Consider the following 17,435-nt stretch of genomic DNA (forward strand, 5'->3'; position numbering starts at 1 on the left):
CTCAGATCTGATGCGCCATCGGCGGCGCCGGGATCGGGCGGACCCGCTCGTAGGCGGCGGCGGCGCGCAGGACCAGGGCGTCCTTGGCGTGGCCGCTCACGATCTGCAGGCCGATCGGCATGCCCTCGCGATCGAGGCCGCAAGGAATGGTGGCGGCCGGCTGGCGCGTCAGGTTGAAGGTCAGCGTGAAGGGCGTCCAGCCGATGTCGACGCCGTCACCGCCCCAGGCCGCATTCTCGTTCACCGCGAAGGCGGTCATCGGCATGGTCGGGGTCAGCAGCAGGTCGTACTTGGCCATGAACTGGTTCATGATTGCCGAGATCGCCTGGCGCTGGTGGATGGCGGTGACGACCGCCTCCTGGCCGAGATTGGCGCCGTATTCGGCGGCCGCCACCAGGCCCGGATCCATCAACTCGCGCTTCTCGGGGCTGAAGCTCTTCAGCAGGATGGCGACGTTCGACTGCCAGTGCGCGTTCAGCACCTTGCGCGGATCCATGCCCATGAAGTCGGGCGAATCCTCGACGATCTTGGCGCCCAGCGTCTTGAACACCTTCACGGCCTGCTCGACCGCCACGGTGACGTCGCGGTCGATCTTCTCGCGCTCGATGAAGCCCAGGTTCGGCGAGTAGGCGATGCGCAGGCCTTTCACGCCCTTGTCGAAGCCCTTGAGATAGTCCTCGGCATCGTCGGGACGGCCATAGGGATCGCGCGGGTCGGGGCGGGCGATCACGTTCATCATCATCGCCGCGTCGAGCACGGTGCGCGTCATCGGGCCGATATGCGAGAGCGTGCCCTGCGCCGAAACGGGCCACAGCGGCACGCGCGCCTGCGTGGGCTTCAGGCCGAAGATGCCCGAGAAGGAGCAGGGGATGCGGACCGAACCCGCGCCGTCGGTGCCGATGGCGAGGTTGCCCATGCCGACCGCCTCGGCCGCGGTGCCGCCGCCGGAGGAGCCGCCGGGGGTCCGGCCGACTTTCCACGGATTGTGCGTGGCGCCGAACAGCTTGGAATCGGTGACGCCCTTCCAGCCATATTCCGGCGAGGTCGTCTTGCCGAGCAGCACCGTGCCGGCTTCGCGCAGCCGCTGCGCCACCGGCGCGTCGACGTTGAAGGGGCCGTCGGGATCGGTGGCGAGGCTGCCCATGCGCGTGGGCATGCCCTTGGTCAGCACCATGTCCTTGATGGTGATTGGCACGCCGTCGATGTCGGAGAGGCGCTTGCCGCCTTTCTTCCAGCGCTTCTCCGAGGCGCGCGCCTGGCGCATCGCCGTGTCGGGATCGAGATGCTGGAAGGCGTTGAGCTGGCCGTTGAAGGCATCGACGCGGGCCAGCGCGGCCTTGGCCGCCTCGACCGGAGAGGCCTTGCGGGCCTTGAAGAGTTTCACCAGCTCATGGGCCGGCATCATCGCAAGGTCGGCAGTCATCGGTCGGTCTCCGGAAGGACAGGGAATTTCAAAGGCTGGGTCTGGGCATAGGCCGCGGCGGCGCGCAGCACCAGCGCGTCGTTGTAGTGGGCGGACACGATCTGCAGGCCGACGGGCAGCCCGAGCCGCGACAGGCCGCACGGCACCGTCGCCGCGGGATGACGCGTCAGGTTGAACTGCGGCGTGTAGGGCGACCACATGACGTTGCCCTTGCCGTCGGGCCCGACCGGCAGGTTCTTGCCCGCCTCGAAGGGCTGCACCGCGACGGTGGGCGTGATCAGCAGGTCGTATTTCGTGAAGAACAGGTTCCAGGCGATGGCAAGATCGCGCCGCGCCACCTGCGCGTTCACCACCTCCTGCACCGTATAGCGCAGGCCGGCCTTCGCGCCGGCCAGCAGGCTCGGGTCGAACTCGCCGTGGCGCTCCTCCGGGAAGAGCTGCAGCAGGCGCTGCAGCGCGGTCAGCCAGTGGATGACGAAGGAACGGCTCGCCTCGTCGAACGAGAAGGGCGCTCCCACTTCCTCGACCGTGCAGCCCAGCTCCTCGAACCGGCGCGCCGCCTTGGTCACCATCGATGCGACCTCGATGTCGAGCGGATGGTCGCCGAAGCGGAGCGCGAAGCCGATCTTCAGGCCCTTCAGCTTCTTGTCGAGCTTCCTGCTGTAGTCGGTGTCGTCCCCGGGCAGGGCATGGGCGTCGCGCGGATCGGGCTGGGCGATGACGTTCATCATCAGCGCCGCGTCGAGGGCGGTGCGCGCCATCGGGCCGGTGTTGGAGAGGTCGCCGGTCATCGAGGGCGGCCAGGCCGGCACGCGGCCGAACGTGGCCTTGAGGCCGACCAGCCCGTTGAAGCTCGCGGGAATGCGCACCGAGCCGCCGCCGTCGGTGCCGATGGCGATCGGGCCGAGGCCGGCCGCGACTGCGGCACCGGCGCCGCCCGAGGAGCCGCCCGGCGTATGGTCGAGGTTCCAGGGGTTGCGCGTGATTCCGTGCAGCGGGGAGTCGGTCACGCCCTTGTGGCCGTACTCCGAGCTGGTGCTCTGCGCGAAGATGAGGGCGCCCGCCTTGCGCAGCCGCGCGACGGCGGGCGCATCGGCATCGACCGGCTTCTTGTCGGTGAGCTTGCTGCCCATCGAGGCGGGCCAGCCCTGGACACGCACCAATTCCTTGATCGAGACCGGCACACCGTCGAGGGCCGAGCGCTGCTCGCCCTTGTGCCAGCGCTTTTCGGAGGCGCGTGCCGCCTCCAGCGCCGCTTCGCCGTCGATGTGGCAGAACGCGTTGACGGTCGGCGCGAGCTGCTCGGCCCGCGCCAGTACGGCCCGCATCGTCTCGACCGGCGAGGCCTTGCCCTTCTCGTAGAGCTTGCCGAGTTCGGCGGCGCTCGCCTGTGTCAGATCCCTCATGCAGCGACTCCCGTCGATCGTGTTGTGGCGGCGCGATACTGGCGGGCGAGCTGTTCGGCCTGGTATTCGGCGGCCAGCGCCTGTTCTGTGCGGCCCACCTTGCGATAGAGATCGGCCAGCGCCCGCTTGGTCGCGGCCACGGAGGGGCGCTCGCGCTCGTCGGCCTGCAGGATCGCCAGCGCGGCGTCGTTCCAGCCGGCGCGGGTGAGCGCGTCGAGGTGGATGGCGCCGAACAAAGCGCGTTGCGCGATCGAGCCGCCGAGCGAGCGCAGGTGCGGCATGGCCCTGCCGATCAGCTGCGCCGCCGCCGGCATGTCGCCCGTCGCATGAGCGGCGAGGCCGTGCGCCATCGGCACCACGCAATCAGCCCAGGTCTCGCGCTCGAACGGCTTGGCGCTTTCCGCCCGGTCCTCGAGGCTCGCCAGCATTTCGGTGACGGCGCTGCGCTCGCCGGCGCGCGCCAGCCCGTAGAGATAGTGCACGTCGTGGAAGGCCGAGAGATGTTCGTGCAGGCGTGGCTTGAGATAGGTCGCGAGGTCGGCCCAGCGGGCACCGACATCGACGCCGCGCAACTCGAGCCGCGCCAGCAGCGAGACGGCGTTGGCCTGGTCCTCGCAGAACTCCTTCCACACGCCCCAGACGTGGCTGTCGTACAGCGCCAGCGCCTCGCCGGTGCGATCGAGGTCGATCAGGAACAGCGCCAGATGCCACCAGTTGTGCGTCTGCATGAAGGAGTTGCAGTCGCTCCAGGTTTCGGACACGGACGTGAGGAAGGCGACGCCCTCCAGCATCCGGCCGCGCGCTTCCAGGCAATGGGCGATGGCGTGATGCGCCCAGGGGTCGTTGCGGTCGAGCGCCAGCCCCTTGCGCGCGGCGGCCTCGGCCTCGTCGAGGCGATGGCACTCTTCGAGGCCGAAGGCATACATGCCCCAGACGAAGCGGTTGTCTTCGTTGGCGGCGACCAGTTTCTCGCCGATATCGAGCAGCGTCTCGGCCTCGCCGCGGTTGAAGGCCAGCAGCTGCGCCAGCTTGCCGGCCAGCAGGTCGCGCGGCCATTCGGCGACGATCTTACGGAATTGTTGCAGGCTACGGTCGGTGTCGCCTGCAACCCAGGCCTCGATGGCGACGAGCCATGCGACTTCGCGGTCCGTGGCGCCCGCCGTCATCGTCTGCGCCCGGGCGAGGTAGCGCGCGGCGGCGGCCTGGCCTTCGGGCGAGTACATGGACAGGACGAGGCTCGCCGCCAGCAGCGGCAGCATCGGGCACTTTTCTTCCCTGTCGGCGGCGGCGATGAAGTCGGCGAACCGCTTGCCGAAGCCCAGCCATTCCTGCGTGACGAAATTCAGTGCAGCGACCGCATCTTCGTCCGCATTGCCCAGCTCCAACCCTTGCCCGTCCCGCGCCACGCCGTTCCCCTGATCTTTACGGGAACGAGTTTCGCATGCCCTGCAGTCGGTGGTCGAGACGACGGATCGCTAATTCTTCTCCAACCCGTCCCGGATCAGGCCCCAGCGCATGGTCGTGCGGACCTCGATCGGGCGCAGGATGAGGCGGTCCATGGCCAGCCAGACGAGGCCGATGGTCAGCATGCCGACCACGATGCGCGGCGACTGGAAGTATTGCTGGGCGTTGAAGATCGCGTAGCCCAGGCCGTCGGTGCTGGCGATCATCTCGCCGCCGACCAGCGAACGGAAGCCGAAGGCGATGCCCAGGCGAATGCCGGTCATCAGGTTGGGCAGGGTCGCGGGGAAGATCACGTGCCGCACGACGGCGGCGCGGCCGGCGCCCAGCGTCTGCACGGCCTCGATCAGTACCGGCTGGACCATGCGGATGCCGGTCAGCAGGTTGTGAAGCACCGGGAAGAAGATCGACATCACGATGATGAACAGGACCGCGCCCTGACCCAGCCCGAACCACAGGATGGCGAAGGGGATCCAGGCGAGGCCGGGGATGGCCTGCAGCAGGTTGACCAGCGGATCGAAGAAGTTGCGAGTGATGCGGCTCAGGCCCATCAGGTAGCCGAGCGGGATGGCGATCACGCAACTGATGACGAAGCCCAGCAGCAGGCTCTTCATGCTGACCCAGAGATTGGCCAGCAGCACGCCCGACATCGTGTCGGCCACGAAGGCATTGGCGACCTCGAGCGGCGAGGGGAACAGGACGCGCGGCCAGATGTCGGCCGAGGACAGCGCCTGCCACGCCAGGATGCCGACGGCGAACGGGACGATCTCGCTGGGGATGTAGTCGCGCCAGTCGCGGCGCTTGCGGGGAGTGGTTGCGGCGACGCTCATATCTTGTCGTGACCGTTCGAATGGATGCTGTGCGTGAGCTGGTCGCGATAGGTGGCGAACCGTTCGTCGCGCACCACGTCGTCCCATTTGCGCGGGCGCGGCAGGTCGATCGTAAGGTCGGCGACGATGCGGCCGGGCCGGCCGGAGAGGGCGACCACGCGGTCGGAGAGGAACACGGCCTCCTCGATCGCGTGGGTGATGAACAACACGGTCGTGCGTTCCTGCGTCGTGATCGCCGTCAACTCCTCCTGCAGGTGCTGGCGCGTCATGGCGTCGACGGCGGCGAAGGGCTCGTCCATCAGCAGCACCGTCGGATTGTTGGCCAGCACCCGCGCCACGGCGGCGCGCTGGCGCATGCCGCCGGAGAGCTGGTGGGGGTATTTCTTCTCGAAGCCGGTGAGGCCGACCAGGTCGACGAAGCGCTGGGTGATCTGCTGGCGCTGCGCCTTGTCCATGCCCTTGAGGCGCAGGCCGAACTCGATATTGGCCTCCGTCGTCTTCCACGGCAGCAGCGCATATTCCTGGAACACCATGCCGCGGTCGGCGCCCGGACCGGTCACCTTGTTGCCCGAGACCAGGATCTCGCCCGAGGTCGGCTTGTCGAGACCGGCGACGATGCGCAGGAAAGTCGACTTTCCGCAGCCCGAGGGGCCGATGACCGAGACGAATTCGTTGGCGCGCACGGACAGGGACAGTCCCTGCAGCGCCACGACATTGTCCTTCTCGACCGTGTCGAAGTAGGTCTTCGACACGTCGTTCGCGACGAGGATGTCCGTCATTGCGTGGCCGCTACTCGAGCAGCTTGGGATACTTGGCCTTCACTTCGGCCGTGATCTTGTTCAGCGCACCGAGATAATCAGCGGGCTTCACCGGGTTGGGGATCAGCTTCTCGGCCGCCAGGTAGTCGGCGGTGGTCTGCAGCGACTTTGCCGTGAAGTCATCGATCAGCGGATTGTACTGCAGCACGTTGAACGAGACCTCGACGATGCGCGGCTCGACCTTGAGGAACTCCGCCTCGATGGCGGCGGCTTCCTTCGGGTTCTTGCGGACCCATTGCTGCGATTCCCACAGCGCCGCCACCGCGTCGATCATCTTGCCCGGGTTGGCGGCCGCCCACTTGTCGGTGATCAGGAAGAGACCGCCGCCCTGCACGTACTTGCCCATGCGCATGAGCAGCACGCCCTGGCCCGCCATCTTCTCCTCGGTCAAGGTCAGGAAGGGCTCGAGGCCCGCCATCGCATCGACCGCGCCGGAGATCAGCATCTGGCCCATGTTGCCGTAGTTGGCGTTGACCCGCCCGATCGCATTCCGCGGCAGGCCGGCATCCTGGATGATCTGGTCGAGGCCCTGGGCCGGCGCCGTGCCCTGCGGGACGGCGACCTTCTTGCCCTTGAGGTCCTTCGCCGAGGCGATGTTGGCGTCCTTGCGCACCAGGATGCCGTAGGAATCGCCGCCCTTGGCGTACATCGCATAGGCCTTGAACGGCAGGCCGGTGGCCCAGGAGACGACCGTCGATTCGACGCCGCCGCCCGACCAGTCGACCTGGCCGGCGGCCAGCGCCTGGTTGGCCTGCACGCCGGTCGCGAGCGGCATCACCTCGACGTCGAAGCCGTACTTGGCGTAGATGCCCTGCTTCACGCCGACATAGAAGGCGGCCTGCGAGGCGGTGGTGAGGATGCCGAAGCGCACCTTGACCTTGTCCTGCGCCGAAGCGGCGCCGGCGATCAGCAATGCGCCCGATGCCAGGATCGCGGCGCGTATCGCAGTCTTCAATCGTCCCATCGTGACCTCCTGTTCCTGTTGTCGACTTTTTGTCGTTGGGCGCTTGGCCTCAGGGGCGTACGCCGTATTTTGCTTTTGGCCCCAAGGTCGTGCGCAGCCGTGCCTGGGCGGCGTCGATGAAGCGGCAAAGATAGGGGCGGGTCTCGCGCGGGTCGATGATCTCCTCGACGCCGAAGGCCTCGGCGGTGCGGAAGGGCGAGGCCATGGAGCGCAGCTCCTCCTCGATCTCGCGCTCGCGCGCCTTGGGATCGGCGGCGCCGGCGATGTCGCGGCGGAAGGCGGCGGCGACGCCGCCCTCGATCGGCAGCGAGCCCCATTCGGCCGAAGGCCAGGCGATCTTGAGGTCGAGCCCGTTCTTGTCGGTCGTGCCCATGCCGGCCATGCCGTAGCACTTGCGGATGACGACCGTGTACATCGGCACGCTGGCCTGCAGCCCGACATAGACCGCGCGCATGCCCTCGCGCAGCGTCGCGGCCGCCTCGGCGTCGCGCCCGACCATGAAGCCCGGCACGTCGACCAGGAACACCAGCGGGATATGGAAGCAGTCGCAAAGCTCGACGAAATGGATCTGCTTGCGCGCCGCCTTCACGTCCATGGCGCCGCCATAGACCATGGGGTTGTTGGCGATGACGCCCACGACCTTGCCGTTCATGCGCGCCAGTACGGTGATCAGGCCCTTGCCGTAGGTCGGCTGGATCTCGAACACCGAGCCGCGATCGACGACATGCTCGATCAGCTTGCGCATGTTGTAGGGCCGGCGACGGTCGCGCGGCACGATGCTCAGAAGCTCCTCGTCGCAGCGATCCACCGGATCGGTGCAGGCGACTTCCGGCGGCATCTCCCAGACGTTCTGCGGCATGTAGGAGAGGAAGCGCTTCACCTGCGCGAAGCAGGCTTCTTCTGTATCAACTCTGTTGTCGATCGTGCCGGCGAGATCGACGGCGATCTGCGGTCCACCCAGCTCTTCTTTGGTGAGCTTCTGGCCCAGCGAGCGCTCGACCACGGGCGGGCCGGCAGCAAAGACCTGGCTGATTCCGTCGACCATGACGGACCAGTGCGAAAGGATGGCGCGTCCGGCAGGTCCGCCCGCCGCGGTGCCAAGCACGGCGCACACGACCGGCACCTTGCCTAAAAGCTCGACCGAGCGCTCGAAGCCGTGGACGCCGGGGAAAACGGCATGGCCGCGCTTGTTGATCGAGGTCACGCTGCCGCCGGCGCCGTCGATCAGGTTCACGAGTGGAATACGGTAGCTCGCGGCGAGATCCTCGACGAAGCCGCCCTGGCCGCCTTTCTTGCGATCGCCCGACCAACTCGCGCCGCCGCGGATGGTGAAATCCTCGCCGCCAACGGCGACAGGACGGCCGTCGATATTGGCGAGGCCCATCACATAGGGCGCAGGCTGCACGCCGGTGACGGTGGGACCATCATACTTGCCGTGACCGGTGAGCGTGCCGACCTCCTGGAACGAGCCATGGTCGACCAGGCCTGCGACTCGCTCGCGGATGGTGAGGCGGCCGCGCTCGCGGTGACGCGCGACGGCTTCCTCGCCGCCCAGCGCCTTCGCGTAGGTGCGGCGGCGGCGCAGCTCCTCGACCTCCGGGCCCCAATCCTTCGGAGGGGGAGCAGCCTGCACCGCCGCCTTCTCGTTCGCGTCGCCGCTCACCTTGGCAGTCACTTCGAGAGCACGGCCACGACCTGGCCCTCGTTGACCGCCTCGGTCTCGGCGACCGTGAATTTCTCGACCTTGCCGCCATCCTCGGCGATGACGGGGATCTCCATCTTCATCGACTCGAGGATCATCAAGGTGCCGCCCGGCTCGATCGTCTCGCCGACCTGCGTGATGATCTTCCACACCGAGCCCGACACTTCCGCCTTGATCTGGATCGTCGCCATTCGTCTGTCTCCTAGAAGCTCGTCGGCCAGGCACGCATCAGATGCTCGCCGACGCCGTTGGTCAGGCGTTGGCGGTGCACCTCGAGCATGCGGATGAGGTAGTCGCGGGTTTCGTGCGGCTGGATGACGGACTGCACGGCGTAGATCGCGGCGATCCCCCAGGCCTCGCTGTCCTTGTTCATCTGCGCGAAGGCCTCGTCGAAGCCCGGCTCGCCCGGCGACAGGCCGTGTACGATCTTCACGGCGAAGGTCGGATCCATGAAGCTCACCTCGGCGCTCGGCCAGGCCGCTACCTCGTCGGAGTTCCGCCCGCCGCCCATGTTGAGATAGGCCTGGCCGTAGCTCTTGCGCAGGATGATCGAGATCTTCGGCACCGTGCAGAGCTGCAGCGCCTGCATGAAGTTCATGATCTTACCGGGTGCGCGGCGACGCTCGGCCTCGACGCCGATCGAGAAGCCGGGATTGTCGACCAGCATGACGATCGGGATGTTGAAGCTGTCGCACAGCACCAGGAAGCTCGTGATCTTCTCGCAGGCGTCGGTGTCCATCGCGCCGCCGCGCGCCAGCGGATTGTTGGCGACGATGCCGACGGTGCGGCCGTCGAGCCGCGCGAGGCCGGTGACCGCCACCTTGGCGAAGCGCGGCTTAAGCTCGAAGAAGGAACCGGCATCGACGAAGGCGCGGATGATAGTGCGCACGTCGTAGACCTGCGTGCGCCGCTCGGGCAGCAGTTTGGCGATGTTCGCCATGTTGGCGCCGGAGCCTTCGGTTACCGGATGGACCGGCGGCGCTTCCTTGTGATGGCTCGGCAGGTAGGAGAGGAAGGTGCGGATCGCCTGCAGTGCTTCCTCTTCGGTCTCGGCGACATAGTCGGCGAAGCCCGTCACCTCGGCATGGACCTGCCAGCCGCCCATGACCTGCGGATCGACGTCTTCCTTGATGGCGAGCGACGCGAGCTGCGCGCTCGACACCGCCAGCACGGCGCCCTTGCGCAGCACGCAGAAGTCCGAGAGCACGGCGTACCAGGAGGAGGAGCCGTAGGAGAGGCCCAAGGTCGCCGAGGCCCACGGCGTCTCGCGCATGCGGGCATATTGCGTCGGATCGTTGCCCAGCAGCGCGCCCATGCCGCGCGCGCCCATGTGATCGGGCATGCGTGCGCCGGAGGATTCACCCAGAAAGACCATCGGCAGGCCGCGGCTGGTGGCGACCCGCTTCATGTGACCGATCTTGCGGCCGTTGGTGGCGCCGGAGGAGGCGCCCATCACCGTGAAGTCGTTGGCGACGACGGCGCATTCGCGGCCGTCGATCTTGGCAAAGCCCGCGACCTTGCCGTCGGCCGGCGAACGGTCGTGATCCTCGGGCCGGCTGCCCGAGGTGCCGAACAGGCCCGACTCGATGAAGGTGCCGGCATCGACCAGCTTGGCGACGCGCTCACGCGCGTTGAGTACGCCCGATGCGGCGCGGCGCGCCAGCTTCTCCGGCCCGCCCATCGCCTCGGCCTTGGCTTTCCTCTCGGCGTAGACCTCGTCCATCGTAGCCATCAGTTCGGGTCTCCCGTTGCGATCACGCCGCTCTTCGTCAGTTCGTCGATGCGCGCATCGGCAAGCCCGAGCACATCGCGCAGCACCTCGCGCGAATCCTGGCCGACGTCGCGTCCGGCATGGCGCACGACGCCGGGCGTATCGGACAGGCGCGGCACGACGCCGGCCATCGCGACCTCGCCCATATGCTGGTCGGGCGCCTTCACGATGGCGTTGCGCGCGCGGTAGTGCGGATCGTTGAAGATGTCGGCAACGGTGAAGATGCGCGTCGCCGGCACCTGCGCCTTGTGCAGGATCGCCTCGATCTCCTCGAGATTCAGCTTGCCCGTCCATTCGGAGACGATGGCGTCGAGCGCCTCGTGCTGCTCGTTGCGTTCCATCGCGTTGGCGAAGCGCGGATCCTTGGCGAGTTCCGGCTGGCCCATCGCCTCGACGAGGCGGCGGAACAGATTGTCCGCCATCGCGGTGATATGGATGTAGGTGCCGTCAGCGGTCGGGTAGAGGTTGTTGGGCGTGGAGCCGATCAGGCGTGAGCCGGTGCGCTCCGGCACGAATCCCAATTTGTCGTAGGCCGGGATCCACACTTCCATGAAGTTGAAGGCGCTCTCGAACAGCGTCGCGTCGATGCACTGGCCGCGGCCTGTCTTGTCGCGTGCCATCAGCGCCATCACCGCGCCATAGGCGCCGTGCAGCCCGGCGATGTAATCGGTCATCGACACGCCGACCCGAGACGGCGCGCGGTCGGGATCGCCGGTGAGATGGCGCAGGCCGCTCACCGCCTCGCACACGACGCCATAGCCCGGCCGGCGTGAGTAGGGGCCGTCCTGGCCGAAGCCCGAGATGCGCACCATGACGAGGCGCGGATTGATCTTCGACAGGTCCTCCCAGCCGAGGCCCCACTTCTCCAGCGTGCCGGGCTTGAAGTTCTCGACCACGATATCGACCTTGGTCGCGAGATCGCGGATCAGGGCGCGGCCTTCCACATTGTGCAGGTCGATCGAGACCAGCCGCTTGTTGCGGAAGATGCTGGCGGCATAGAGCGAGCGGCCCTCGAACTGCTTGCCCATGGTGCGCACGGGATCGCCGTCGGCCGGCTCGACCTTGATCACCTCGGCGCCGAAATCGGCCAGCATGCGGCCGCAGAAAGGGCCGGCCACGGTCGAGCCGATCTCGAGCACGCGATAGCCGGCGAGGGGACCCTGTCTTTCTGTCGTCGGATCGGTCACGCCGGGATCGCCTTTCACAACACGTATTTCTGGAAGCGCCGCAGGGATTCCTTGGCGTTCTGGAGGTTGATGCGCTTCAGCCGCTCGGCGGCCTCGCCATCGCCCGTGCGCATCGCCGCCACCACGGCGCGATGCTCGGACAGGCCTTCCTTGGCGCGGCCGGGCAGGATGACGATCCGCCGGATCACCACGTTGGTCTTCTCGTAGATGCTGTCGAGCATGCGCGCGGCCACCGGATTGCGCGCCCATTCGATGATGCGGCGGCGGAAGCGCTCGTAGACGACGATGAAGGCGTCGAAGTCGCGGTTCGCCACGAACTCATCCATCGGCGCACCGAACAGCTCGACGAACTCGTCCCAGGTCTCGGGCGGTGCGTTCTCGGTGGCCAAGCGCACGCACAAGCCTTCGAGGACCTGGCGCACGTCGTAGAGATGGAACACGTGATCCAATTCGAGCCGCGATACGACGGCGCCGCGATTGGGGATCCGGTCGATCAGGCCGCGGCTTTCGAGGACACCCAGCACCTCGCGGATGCGCGTGCGCGGCACGGCGAATTCGGCGGCCAGCTCCTGCTCGCCGAGCTTTGCGCCGGGCGCTACGTCGTGGCGCGCGATGCGCTCGCGCAACGCCTGGACGATGTCCTGGACCGAGGAGGCGGTGCTGCTCTTGCGCGCGCGCGTCTTCGCTCTGGTCTTAAGGGTGACGACCCTGCCCGACATTTTATCGGCCTTATGTTTCCTTCCCTATGCAATAGGATACTCGGGCTGGAGTCGAGTCAACAAACTTGTTGCCAATCTTGTCACCAGGAAATCGACTGTCAAAATTCAGACAGAAAAAGAAAATACGGATTGTCCAAGCGCCGTGGGAAGCGGTGTAAGAAATGAAGAGTTCAAGGGAGCAAGGAAAAATGAAACGCCGCCATCTGTTCGGGTCCGCTGCGGCCCTGGCCATCGCCCCTGCGCTCGCGCCCTCGATCGCGCGCGCTCAGGCCTATCCCGACAAGCCGATTCGCTTCGTCGTGCCTTACGCGCCGGGCGGCGCCACCGACACGTCGGCGCGAATCGCGGCCGAGTATCTGACGAACAAGTTCGGCCAGCAGGTGCTGGTCGACAACAAGCAGGGCGGCGGGACGATCATCGGCACCGAGATCGTCGCCAAGGCCAGGCCCGACGGCTACACGATCCTGCTGGCCCCGGCGCCGGTCGCGACCAACACGTCGTTCGGCCTGAAGCTGCCCTACGATCCGGTGAAGGAGCTGGCGCCGGTCGGCAGTTACGTCGACATGCCGCTGCTGCTCGCCTGCAATCCCAACGCGCCCTACAAGACGATGGCCGAGTTCATCGCCTGGGCCAAGACGCAGTCCGCGCCGATCCCCTACGCCTCGGCCGGCAATGCCAGCATGCCGCATCTGTGGGGTGAGCAGCTCAAGATGGAAACCGGCATCAAGCTTGAGCATATCGGCTACAAAGGCAGCGCCGATGCGCTGAAGGACGTGCTGGGCGGGCACGTGATGCTGTTCTCCGACACGCTGCTGCCGAGCGGCCTGGCGGTGAAGGACGGCAGGCTGCGCGGCCTGGTTGTCGCGTCGGCCAAGCGCGTGCCCATGCTGCCCGATGTGCCGACGGTGGCGGAGGTTGGCTTGCCGGCCAACCTGACGGGCGCGGTGTTCTTCGGCGTGATGGCGCCGGGCGGTACACCCGAGCCGATCATCGCGAAGCTGAACGCCGCCTTCAACGAAGTGCTCGCCGATCCCGCGACCGCCAAGAAGCTCGTCGACCTTGGCTTCGTGCTGGTCGGCGGCAGCGCCGCCGACTACGGCAAGCGCCTCGCCGCCGAGACCGAGAAGTGGCGCAAGGTCATCAAGGAAGCGAACATCTCGCCGCCGGCGTGATCACATGCACCTTGTCATCCCGAGCGTAAGCGAGGGACCTTTATTCGGTCGCAGTTAAAGGTCCCTCGCTTACGCTCGGGATGACAATGGTTGTTGGCGCTGGCGTGGTGCGTCAGCTCTTCGGCGACCCACCTAAAAAACAAAAAATACTACCCGTCTTGTTCGCGCAGATATGGCTGCGCCCATCCGGCGCCAGCTCCTTCAGCACGACCTTCGGCGGCACCTGTACCCAGCGGCCGTCGAGCAGCGCGTACCAGTTGCCGTCGTCCTTCTGGTAGGCGCGCGTCGGGCGGCAATCGCCTTCGACGCCGTTGATCGTGCCGTTGCAGCACGAGGCGCCGGTGCCCGGTTGTTTCAGCTTTTCGTACCAGTCGTGACTTTGGGCATGGCCCTGGCCGTGATGGCCGTCCTGCGCCATCACAGCAGGGCTAACGAACGCCGCGTAAGCAATGACTGCGGCGATCAGCAAGGGACGTGGCATGAGGGCCGCCACCTTTCGCTGTGTCGGCCGAGCCGGCAACGTATTCGAGGCGACGTGCCGTCGCTCAGCCTGAACCGTTGCGCGGAGTGTACATCATCCGCAGACCCGCGACGATGGGGATGAACTCGGGATCGTCGGCCGACAGCAATCCGTGCCGCACGAAGAAGTCGATCAACACAAGATTGCAGTTGTATTTGAACTCATCGGTATCGCGCACCGTCTCGAACACACGCTGCACCGGCCACAGCTCGAATGAATGGACCTCGCCGTCGTTTGCATGCGGTGTGAAGTCCTGCGGCAGTTCGAGATCGAAGCAGGTCATCACATCGGGCTTCAGTTGCTGGCCCGACTGGTTCCAGTAACCGACGACGCTCACCGCTTTCGCCTGCTGTGCAAGCGTCGGCGGGATGGAAGCTTCCTCGCCGCATTCCTTCACCAGGTTTTCGTGCAGGCCGAGTCCCGCGGGCTGGCCGCCGGCGACGGTATTGTCGAGCTGGCCGGGAAAGGTCGGCTTCTCGTAGGAGCGGCGCGGCACCCAGATGTGCAGCCCGTCTGAACGGCGCACATAACCTGTCATGTGCGGCCCGCCTGCGCGCACGCCGAACCAGGGCACCGCCGAGCGCTCCATCGCCATCAGGAACGGCGCGCCGTCCTGCGGCGCCACGGCGTAACTCTCCTCGCGCCACAGGCCGTTGAAGTAACCGCGCTCGCGCAAGCCGAGCAGGAAAGTGCGGACCTCCGCCGTGCGCTTCCGCGGTGTGTCGAGGCGGGGATCGAGGTGCCATGCGCCGTCGCGGCGTTCGAACAGGCCGGAGCCCTGCACCGCATCGGCCGCGAAGTCGTGGTGCACGAAACCGGCACGATGCTCGCCAACGAACCATGGTTCGAACTGGGCAAGGTCGGCGTTGTTGCAGCGGCGGATATGGTCGAGGAAGGACATGGGGCGAGGAAATAGCATAGAGTGAAGTCGATGACCGAAGATGAACTTCAGGCGCTTATCGAGAAGACACTGCCACCGGCCGATCTCCACGGAATTTTCGTCGAGGAATGCCAGGACCAGGACGTGCGGCTGCGCTTTTCACTGGCGGCTGGCGTTGAATGGACGACGGCGGCGCTGCTGTCGCTGGTCGACACGTCGCTGCGCGCCGCTGCCGGCCTGGAGGCGCGCGTGTCGCATCTCAACGTGACAGTGCTGCGGACCGCACAGCCGGCCGACGTGATCGCGCTCTCCCGCGTGATCCGTCGCGACGGCGACTCGGTCCATGCCGAGACCTGGCTGTTCAGCCACGCCGTCGTCGAGCCGATGCTGCACGCGACGGCGACGTTGCTCAAAAAGCCTTAGCCAGCGTGAAGCGCACGGCCAGCGGCTCGACCGGGTGGAAATGGCGGTCGGCGACGCCGTCGGGGCCTTCGTTGGGCAGGCGGGACGTATAGTAGTAGTCGATCTGGCTGGCCTGCGTGTTCAGCAGGTTGAAGGCGTCGACCTGCAGCTTCAGGCCGCTGTCGAACACGTAGCCCAGGCGGGCATTGATGATCGAGGTCGGATCGGACGTCACGCTCGTATCTTCCACCAGAGGCCGCGCGCCGAAGTAGCGCCAGCGCACCGCGCCGAACCAGCCGGTGTCGGCGCCGAGCGTGATGCCGGCCGAGGCGATGAACGAAGGCGCGCCCGGGATGAAGTCGCCGGCCGGGTCGGAGTTGGTGAAACGGGCCTGCGTGTAGGCGAGGTCGAGGTCGAATAGCGCCCAGGGTACCGGCCGGTACTGGTTGGTCCATTCGACGCCGATGCGGCGGCTCGGGCGGCTGGCCTCCGTGGTGCCGGCATCACCCACGAACAACAGCTCGGAGTCGAAGTCGAGCACGAAGACGGCGAGGGCGGAGTCGAGTCCCTTGATCGCCTGCGTGCGCACGCCGACCTCGGCGCCGCGCGAGCGTACCAGCAGCGGGACCGAGGCGACCGGCGTGGTCCTGTCGTTGGGATCGACGGTGATGGTGGCGCCGCGCAGGTCGTTGCTGTGATAACCGAGGCCGGCATTCACGAAGAACTCGGTCTTGTTGAACGGCCCGAAGATGAGGCTGGCCTTGGGACTGGCGAGGAAGGCCGAGACATTGCCGGAGTTGGCCGTGGTATCGGAGGCGACGGAGCCCATGAACCAGTCGCCGCGGACGCCCAGGATCGAGCGCAGCCAGTCGGTCCATTGCAGCGTGTTCTTGGCGTAGACGGCGACGCTGGTCTCGGTCACCTGGTCGTAGCGCACCGTGTTGAACGGCGTGCGTTGCACGGTGTTGAACAGGCCGACGCCGATATTGTCGTAGCGGATCTGCGTGCCGACCGTGGTCTCCGAGGCGAAGCCCGCCAGCGAATGGCGCATCAGGTGGCTGGCATTGATGCCCAGGATCATGCGCTTGTCGCTCTGCTGGAACTGGTCGCCGTTCACCGGATCGTCGAGGAAGTAGGTGAAGTTGTTGAAGAGGTTCATCGTCGAGTAGATGCCGTAGGCCTCGACCTTCGACGCCGTACGCTCGTCGCTGCGGCTCCAGCGCATCGACAGCGAATAGCGCTGCGCATCGCCGCCGTCGGTCTGGTCGATGGCGCCGTAGCGGCCCAAGCTGGCGCCCAGACCGCTGCCGTCGGCGACGGCGCGCGCCGGGATCTGGTCGGTCGAATGCCAGGAGTTGCTGTAGGCCAGCGCGGTGATGGTGAGCCCGTTGGCGGTGTCGCCCTCGGCGTAGCGCAGGAAGCCGTTGAACTTCTTCAGGTCGTCGCCGACCTGCCACGGCCCGTTATAGGTCACGATCTCGCCGGCCGCCGTCAGCGTGCCGTTGCCCGCCGCCATCGACCCCGCGGCCAGCGCGCGCCAGTAACCGAAGCTGCCGCCGGTCGCCAGCACCACGGCATTCTCCAGCCGGTTGGCGTAGGACAGGCGCAGCGAGCCCGCCGAGGCGAAGTCGCTCTCCTCGGCATAGTAGGGGCCCTTCTTGATGATCATCTGGTCGACCAGCTCGGGGATCAGGAAGTTCAGGTCTGCATAGCCCTGGCCGTGGCCGTGCGTGCGCATGTTGACCGGCATCCCGTCGAGCCAGATGGCGAGGTCGGTGCCATGGTCGAGGTTCATGCCGCGCAGGAAGTACTGGTTGGCCTTTCCTTCGCCGCTGTGCTGGGAGACGATCAGACCGGGCACCGCTTCCAGCATCTCGCCGGGACGCGAGATCGGCCGCGTGTTCAGCGTCTCGCCCGAGACGCGGCGCTCGCTGGCCGAATCGGTCGGCTCGGCCTCGAGGATGCGGGGCGCGGTGACGGTGATGGCGGGCAGCGCGGTCGAGGCACCGGTATAACCCTGCGCCGTGGGATTGGGCGCTCCCGGCTCGGACGGTCCCTGGCCGGGGGCGAGGGGAGGCGGAGGCTCTGGAGGGACCTGGGCGAGTGCGGCGGCGGAGCTGGCTAACAGGGCGGCAGAGACGAGAAGGAATTTCGTATGCACTATTTATTAATTTTGCATA

The 17,435-nt window shown here is 66.8% G+C and carries 16 protein-coding genes; 2 read left to right on the top strand and 14 right to left on the bottom strand.

Annotated elements, in window-relative coordinates:
* Position 1 precedes the first annotated feature (1 nt).
* From AC1ROX_RS10735 to AC1ROX_RS10785, 11 genes are all read right to left on the bottom strand, one after another.
* Positions 2-1,423, bottom strand: coding sequence for an amidase (locus AC1ROX_RS10735; RefSeq protein ID WP_493125223.1), 1,422 nt, complete (start codon positions 1,421-1,423; stop codon positions 2-4).
* Positions 1,420-2,829: an amidase gene (locus tag AC1ROX_RS10740; RefSeq protein ID WP_493125225.1), complete on the bottom strand. Its 1,410-nt coding sequence runs from the start codon at positions 2,827-2,829 to the stop codon at positions 1,420-1,422. The genes AC1ROX_RS10735 and AC1ROX_RS10740 overlap by 4 nt, the downstream gene beginning before the upstream one ends.
* Complete coding sequence (locus tag AC1ROX_RS10745) at positions 2,826-4,235, bottom strand: tetratricopeptide repeat protein (protein ID WP_493125227.1); 1,410 nt, start codon at positions 4,233-4,235, stop codon at positions 2,826-2,828. Before AC1ROX_RS10745 ends, AC1ROX_RS10740 begins: the two co-directional genes overlap by 4 nt.
* Positions 4,236-4,304: 69 nt before the next feature.
* A complete protein-coding gene (locus AC1ROX_RS10750; protein WP_493125229.1) occupies positions 4,305-5,120 on the bottom strand; it encodes an ABC transporter permease in 816 nt (271 codons plus the stop codon).
* Positions 5,117-5,899: an ABC transporter ATP-binding protein gene (locus AC1ROX_RS10755; protein ID WP_493125231.1), complete on the bottom strand. Its 783-nt coding sequence runs from the start codon at positions 5,897-5,899 to the stop codon at positions 5,117-5,119. Before AC1ROX_RS10755 ends, AC1ROX_RS10750 begins: the two co-directional genes overlap by 4 nt.
* A gap of 10 nt (positions 5,900-5,909) precedes the next feature.
* Positions 5,910-6,902, bottom strand: a complete 993-nt coding sequence (locus AC1ROX_RS10760; RefSeq protein ID WP_493125233.1) for an ABC transporter substrate-binding protein — start codon at positions 6,900-6,902, stop codon at positions 5,910-5,912.
* A 49-nt stretch (positions 6,903-6,951) separates the two neighbouring features.
* Positions 6,952-8,565: an acyl-CoA carboxylase subunit beta gene (locus AC1ROX_RS10765; RefSeq protein WP_493125235.1), complete on the bottom strand. Its 1,614-nt coding sequence runs from the start codon at positions 8,563-8,565 to the stop codon at positions 6,952-6,954.
* 8 nt (positions 8,566-8,573) lie between these two features.
* Positions 8,574-8,795, bottom strand: a complete 222-nt coding sequence (locus AC1ROX_RS10770) for a biotin/lipoyl-binding carrier protein (protein WP_493125237.1) — start codon at positions 8,793-8,795, stop codon at positions 8,574-8,576.
* Positions 8,796-8,806: 11 nt separating this feature from the next.
* Complete coding sequence (locus tag AC1ROX_RS10775) at positions 8,807-10,336, bottom strand: acyl-CoA carboxylase subunit beta (RefSeq protein WP_493125239.1); 1,530 nt, start codon at positions 10,334-10,336, stop codon at positions 8,807-8,809.
* Positions 10,336-11,562 carry a CaiB/BaiF CoA transferase family protein gene (locus AC1ROX_RS10780; protein ID WP_493125241.1) on the bottom strand — a complete coding sequence of 409 codons (1,227 nt, stop codon included), beginning with the start codon at positions 11,560-11,562 and terminating at the stop codon, positions 10,336-10,338. Before AC1ROX_RS10780 ends, AC1ROX_RS10775 begins: the two co-directional genes overlap by 1 nt.
* 14 nt (positions 11,563-11,576) lie before the next feature.
* Positions 11,577-12,281 (bottom strand): GntR family transcriptional regulator, encoded by a 705-nt coding sequence (locus tag AC1ROX_RS10785; RefSeq protein WP_493125243.1) that lies wholly within the window; start codon positions 12,279-12,281, stop codon positions 11,577-11,579.
* A 188-nt stretch (positions 12,282-12,469) separates the two neighbouring features.
* Between AC1ROX_RS10785 and AC1ROX_RS10790 the strand changes: the two genes are divergently transcribed.
* The gene (locus tag AC1ROX_RS10790) at positions 12,470-13,453 is read left to right on the top strand and encodes a Bug family tripartite tricarboxylate transporter substrate binding protein (RefSeq protein WP_493125245.1); all 984 of its coding nucleotides are present in this window, start codon (positions 12,470-12,472) and stop codon (positions 13,451-13,453) included.
* Positions 13,454-13,565: 112 nt separating this feature from the next.
* Here AC1ROX_RS10790 and AC1ROX_RS10795 read toward each other — a convergent pair whose 3' ends face one another.
* Positions 13,566-13,934: a hypothetical protein gene (locus AC1ROX_RS10795; protein ID WP_493125247.1), complete on the bottom strand. Its 369-nt coding sequence runs from the start codon at positions 13,932-13,934 to the stop codon at positions 13,566-13,568.
* 64 nt (positions 13,935-13,998) lie between these two features.
* Positions 13,999-14,874 (bottom strand): DUF4743 domain-containing protein, encoded by an 876-nt coding sequence (locus tag AC1ROX_RS10800; RefSeq protein ID WP_493125249.1) that lies wholly within the window; start codon positions 14,872-14,874, stop codon positions 13,999-14,001.
* A 30-nt stretch (positions 14,875-14,904) separates the two neighbouring features.
* Here AC1ROX_RS10800 and AC1ROX_RS10805 point away from each other — a divergent pair, with 30 nt between their 5' ends.
* On the top strand, positions 14,905-15,276 hold the full coding sequence (locus AC1ROX_RS10805; RefSeq protein ID WP_493125251.1) for a hypothetical protein: 372 nt from the start codon (positions 14,905-14,907) through the stop codon (positions 15,274-15,276).
* On the opposite strand, the gene AC1ROX_RS10810 is transcribed toward AC1ROX_RS10805, so the two are convergent.
* Positions 15,263-17,416 (bottom strand): TonB-dependent receptor, encoded by a 2,154-nt coding sequence (locus AC1ROX_RS10810; RefSeq protein ID WP_493125253.1) that lies wholly within the window; start codon positions 17,414-17,416, stop codon positions 15,263-15,265. The genes AC1ROX_RS10805 and AC1ROX_RS10810 overlap by 14 nt on opposite strands.
* Positions 17,417-17,435: the final 19 nt, after the last annotated feature.

The sequence above is a fragment of the Reyranella sp. GW821-FHT14A01 genome (assembly GCF_058803965.1).

Excerpts from the sequence above, each read along its gene's own strand:
- AC1ROX_RS10735 (WP_493125223.1), bottom strand. The coding sequence starts at position 1,423 with ATGACTGCCGACCTTGCGATGATGCCGGCCCATGAGCTGGTGAAACTC.
- AC1ROX_RS10740 (WP_493125225.1), bottom strand. The coding sequence starts at position 2,829 with ATGAGGGATCTGACACAGGCGAGCGCCGCCGAACTCGGCAAGCTCTAC.
- AC1ROX_RS10750 (WP_493125229.1), bottom strand. The coding sequence starts at position 5,120 with ATGAGCGTCGCCGCAACCACTCCCCGCAAGCGCCGCGACTGGCGCGAC.
- AC1ROX_RS10755 (WP_493125231.1), bottom strand. The coding sequence starts at position 5,899 with ATGACGGACATCCTCGTCGCGAACGACGTGTCGAAGACCTACTTCGAC.
- AC1ROX_RS10760 (WP_493125233.1), bottom strand. The coding sequence starts at position 6,902 with ATGGGACGATTGAAGACTGCGATACGCGCCGCGATCCTGGCATCGGGC.
- AC1ROX_RS10770 (WP_493125237.1), bottom strand. The coding sequence starts at position 8,795 with ATGGCGACGATCCAGATCAAGGCGGAAGTGTCGGGCTCGGTGTGGAAG.
- AC1ROX_RS10775 (WP_493125239.1), bottom strand. The coding sequence starts at position 10,336 with ATGGCTACGATGGACGAGGTCTACGCCGAGAGGAAAGCCAAGGCCGAG.
- AC1ROX_RS10785 (WP_493125243.1), bottom strand. The coding sequence starts at position 12,281 with ATGTCGGGCAGGGTCGTCACCCTTAAGACCAGAGCGAAGACGCGCGCG.
- AC1ROX_RS10790 (WP_493125245.1), top strand. The coding sequence starts at position 12,470 with ATGAAACGCCGCCATCTGTTCGGGTCCGCTGCGGCCCTGGCCATCGCC.
- AC1ROX_RS10795 (WP_493125247.1), bottom strand. The coding sequence starts at position 13,934 with ATGCCACGTCCCTTGCTGATCGCCGCAGTCATTGCTTACGCGGCGTTC.
- AC1ROX_RS10800 (WP_493125249.1), bottom strand. The coding sequence starts at position 14,874 with ATGTCCTTCCTCGACCATATCCGCCGCTGCAACAACGCCGACCTTGCC.
- AC1ROX_RS10805 (WP_493125251.1), top strand. The coding sequence starts at position 14,905 with ATGACCGAAGATGAACTTCAGGCGCTTATCGAGAAGACACTGCCACCG.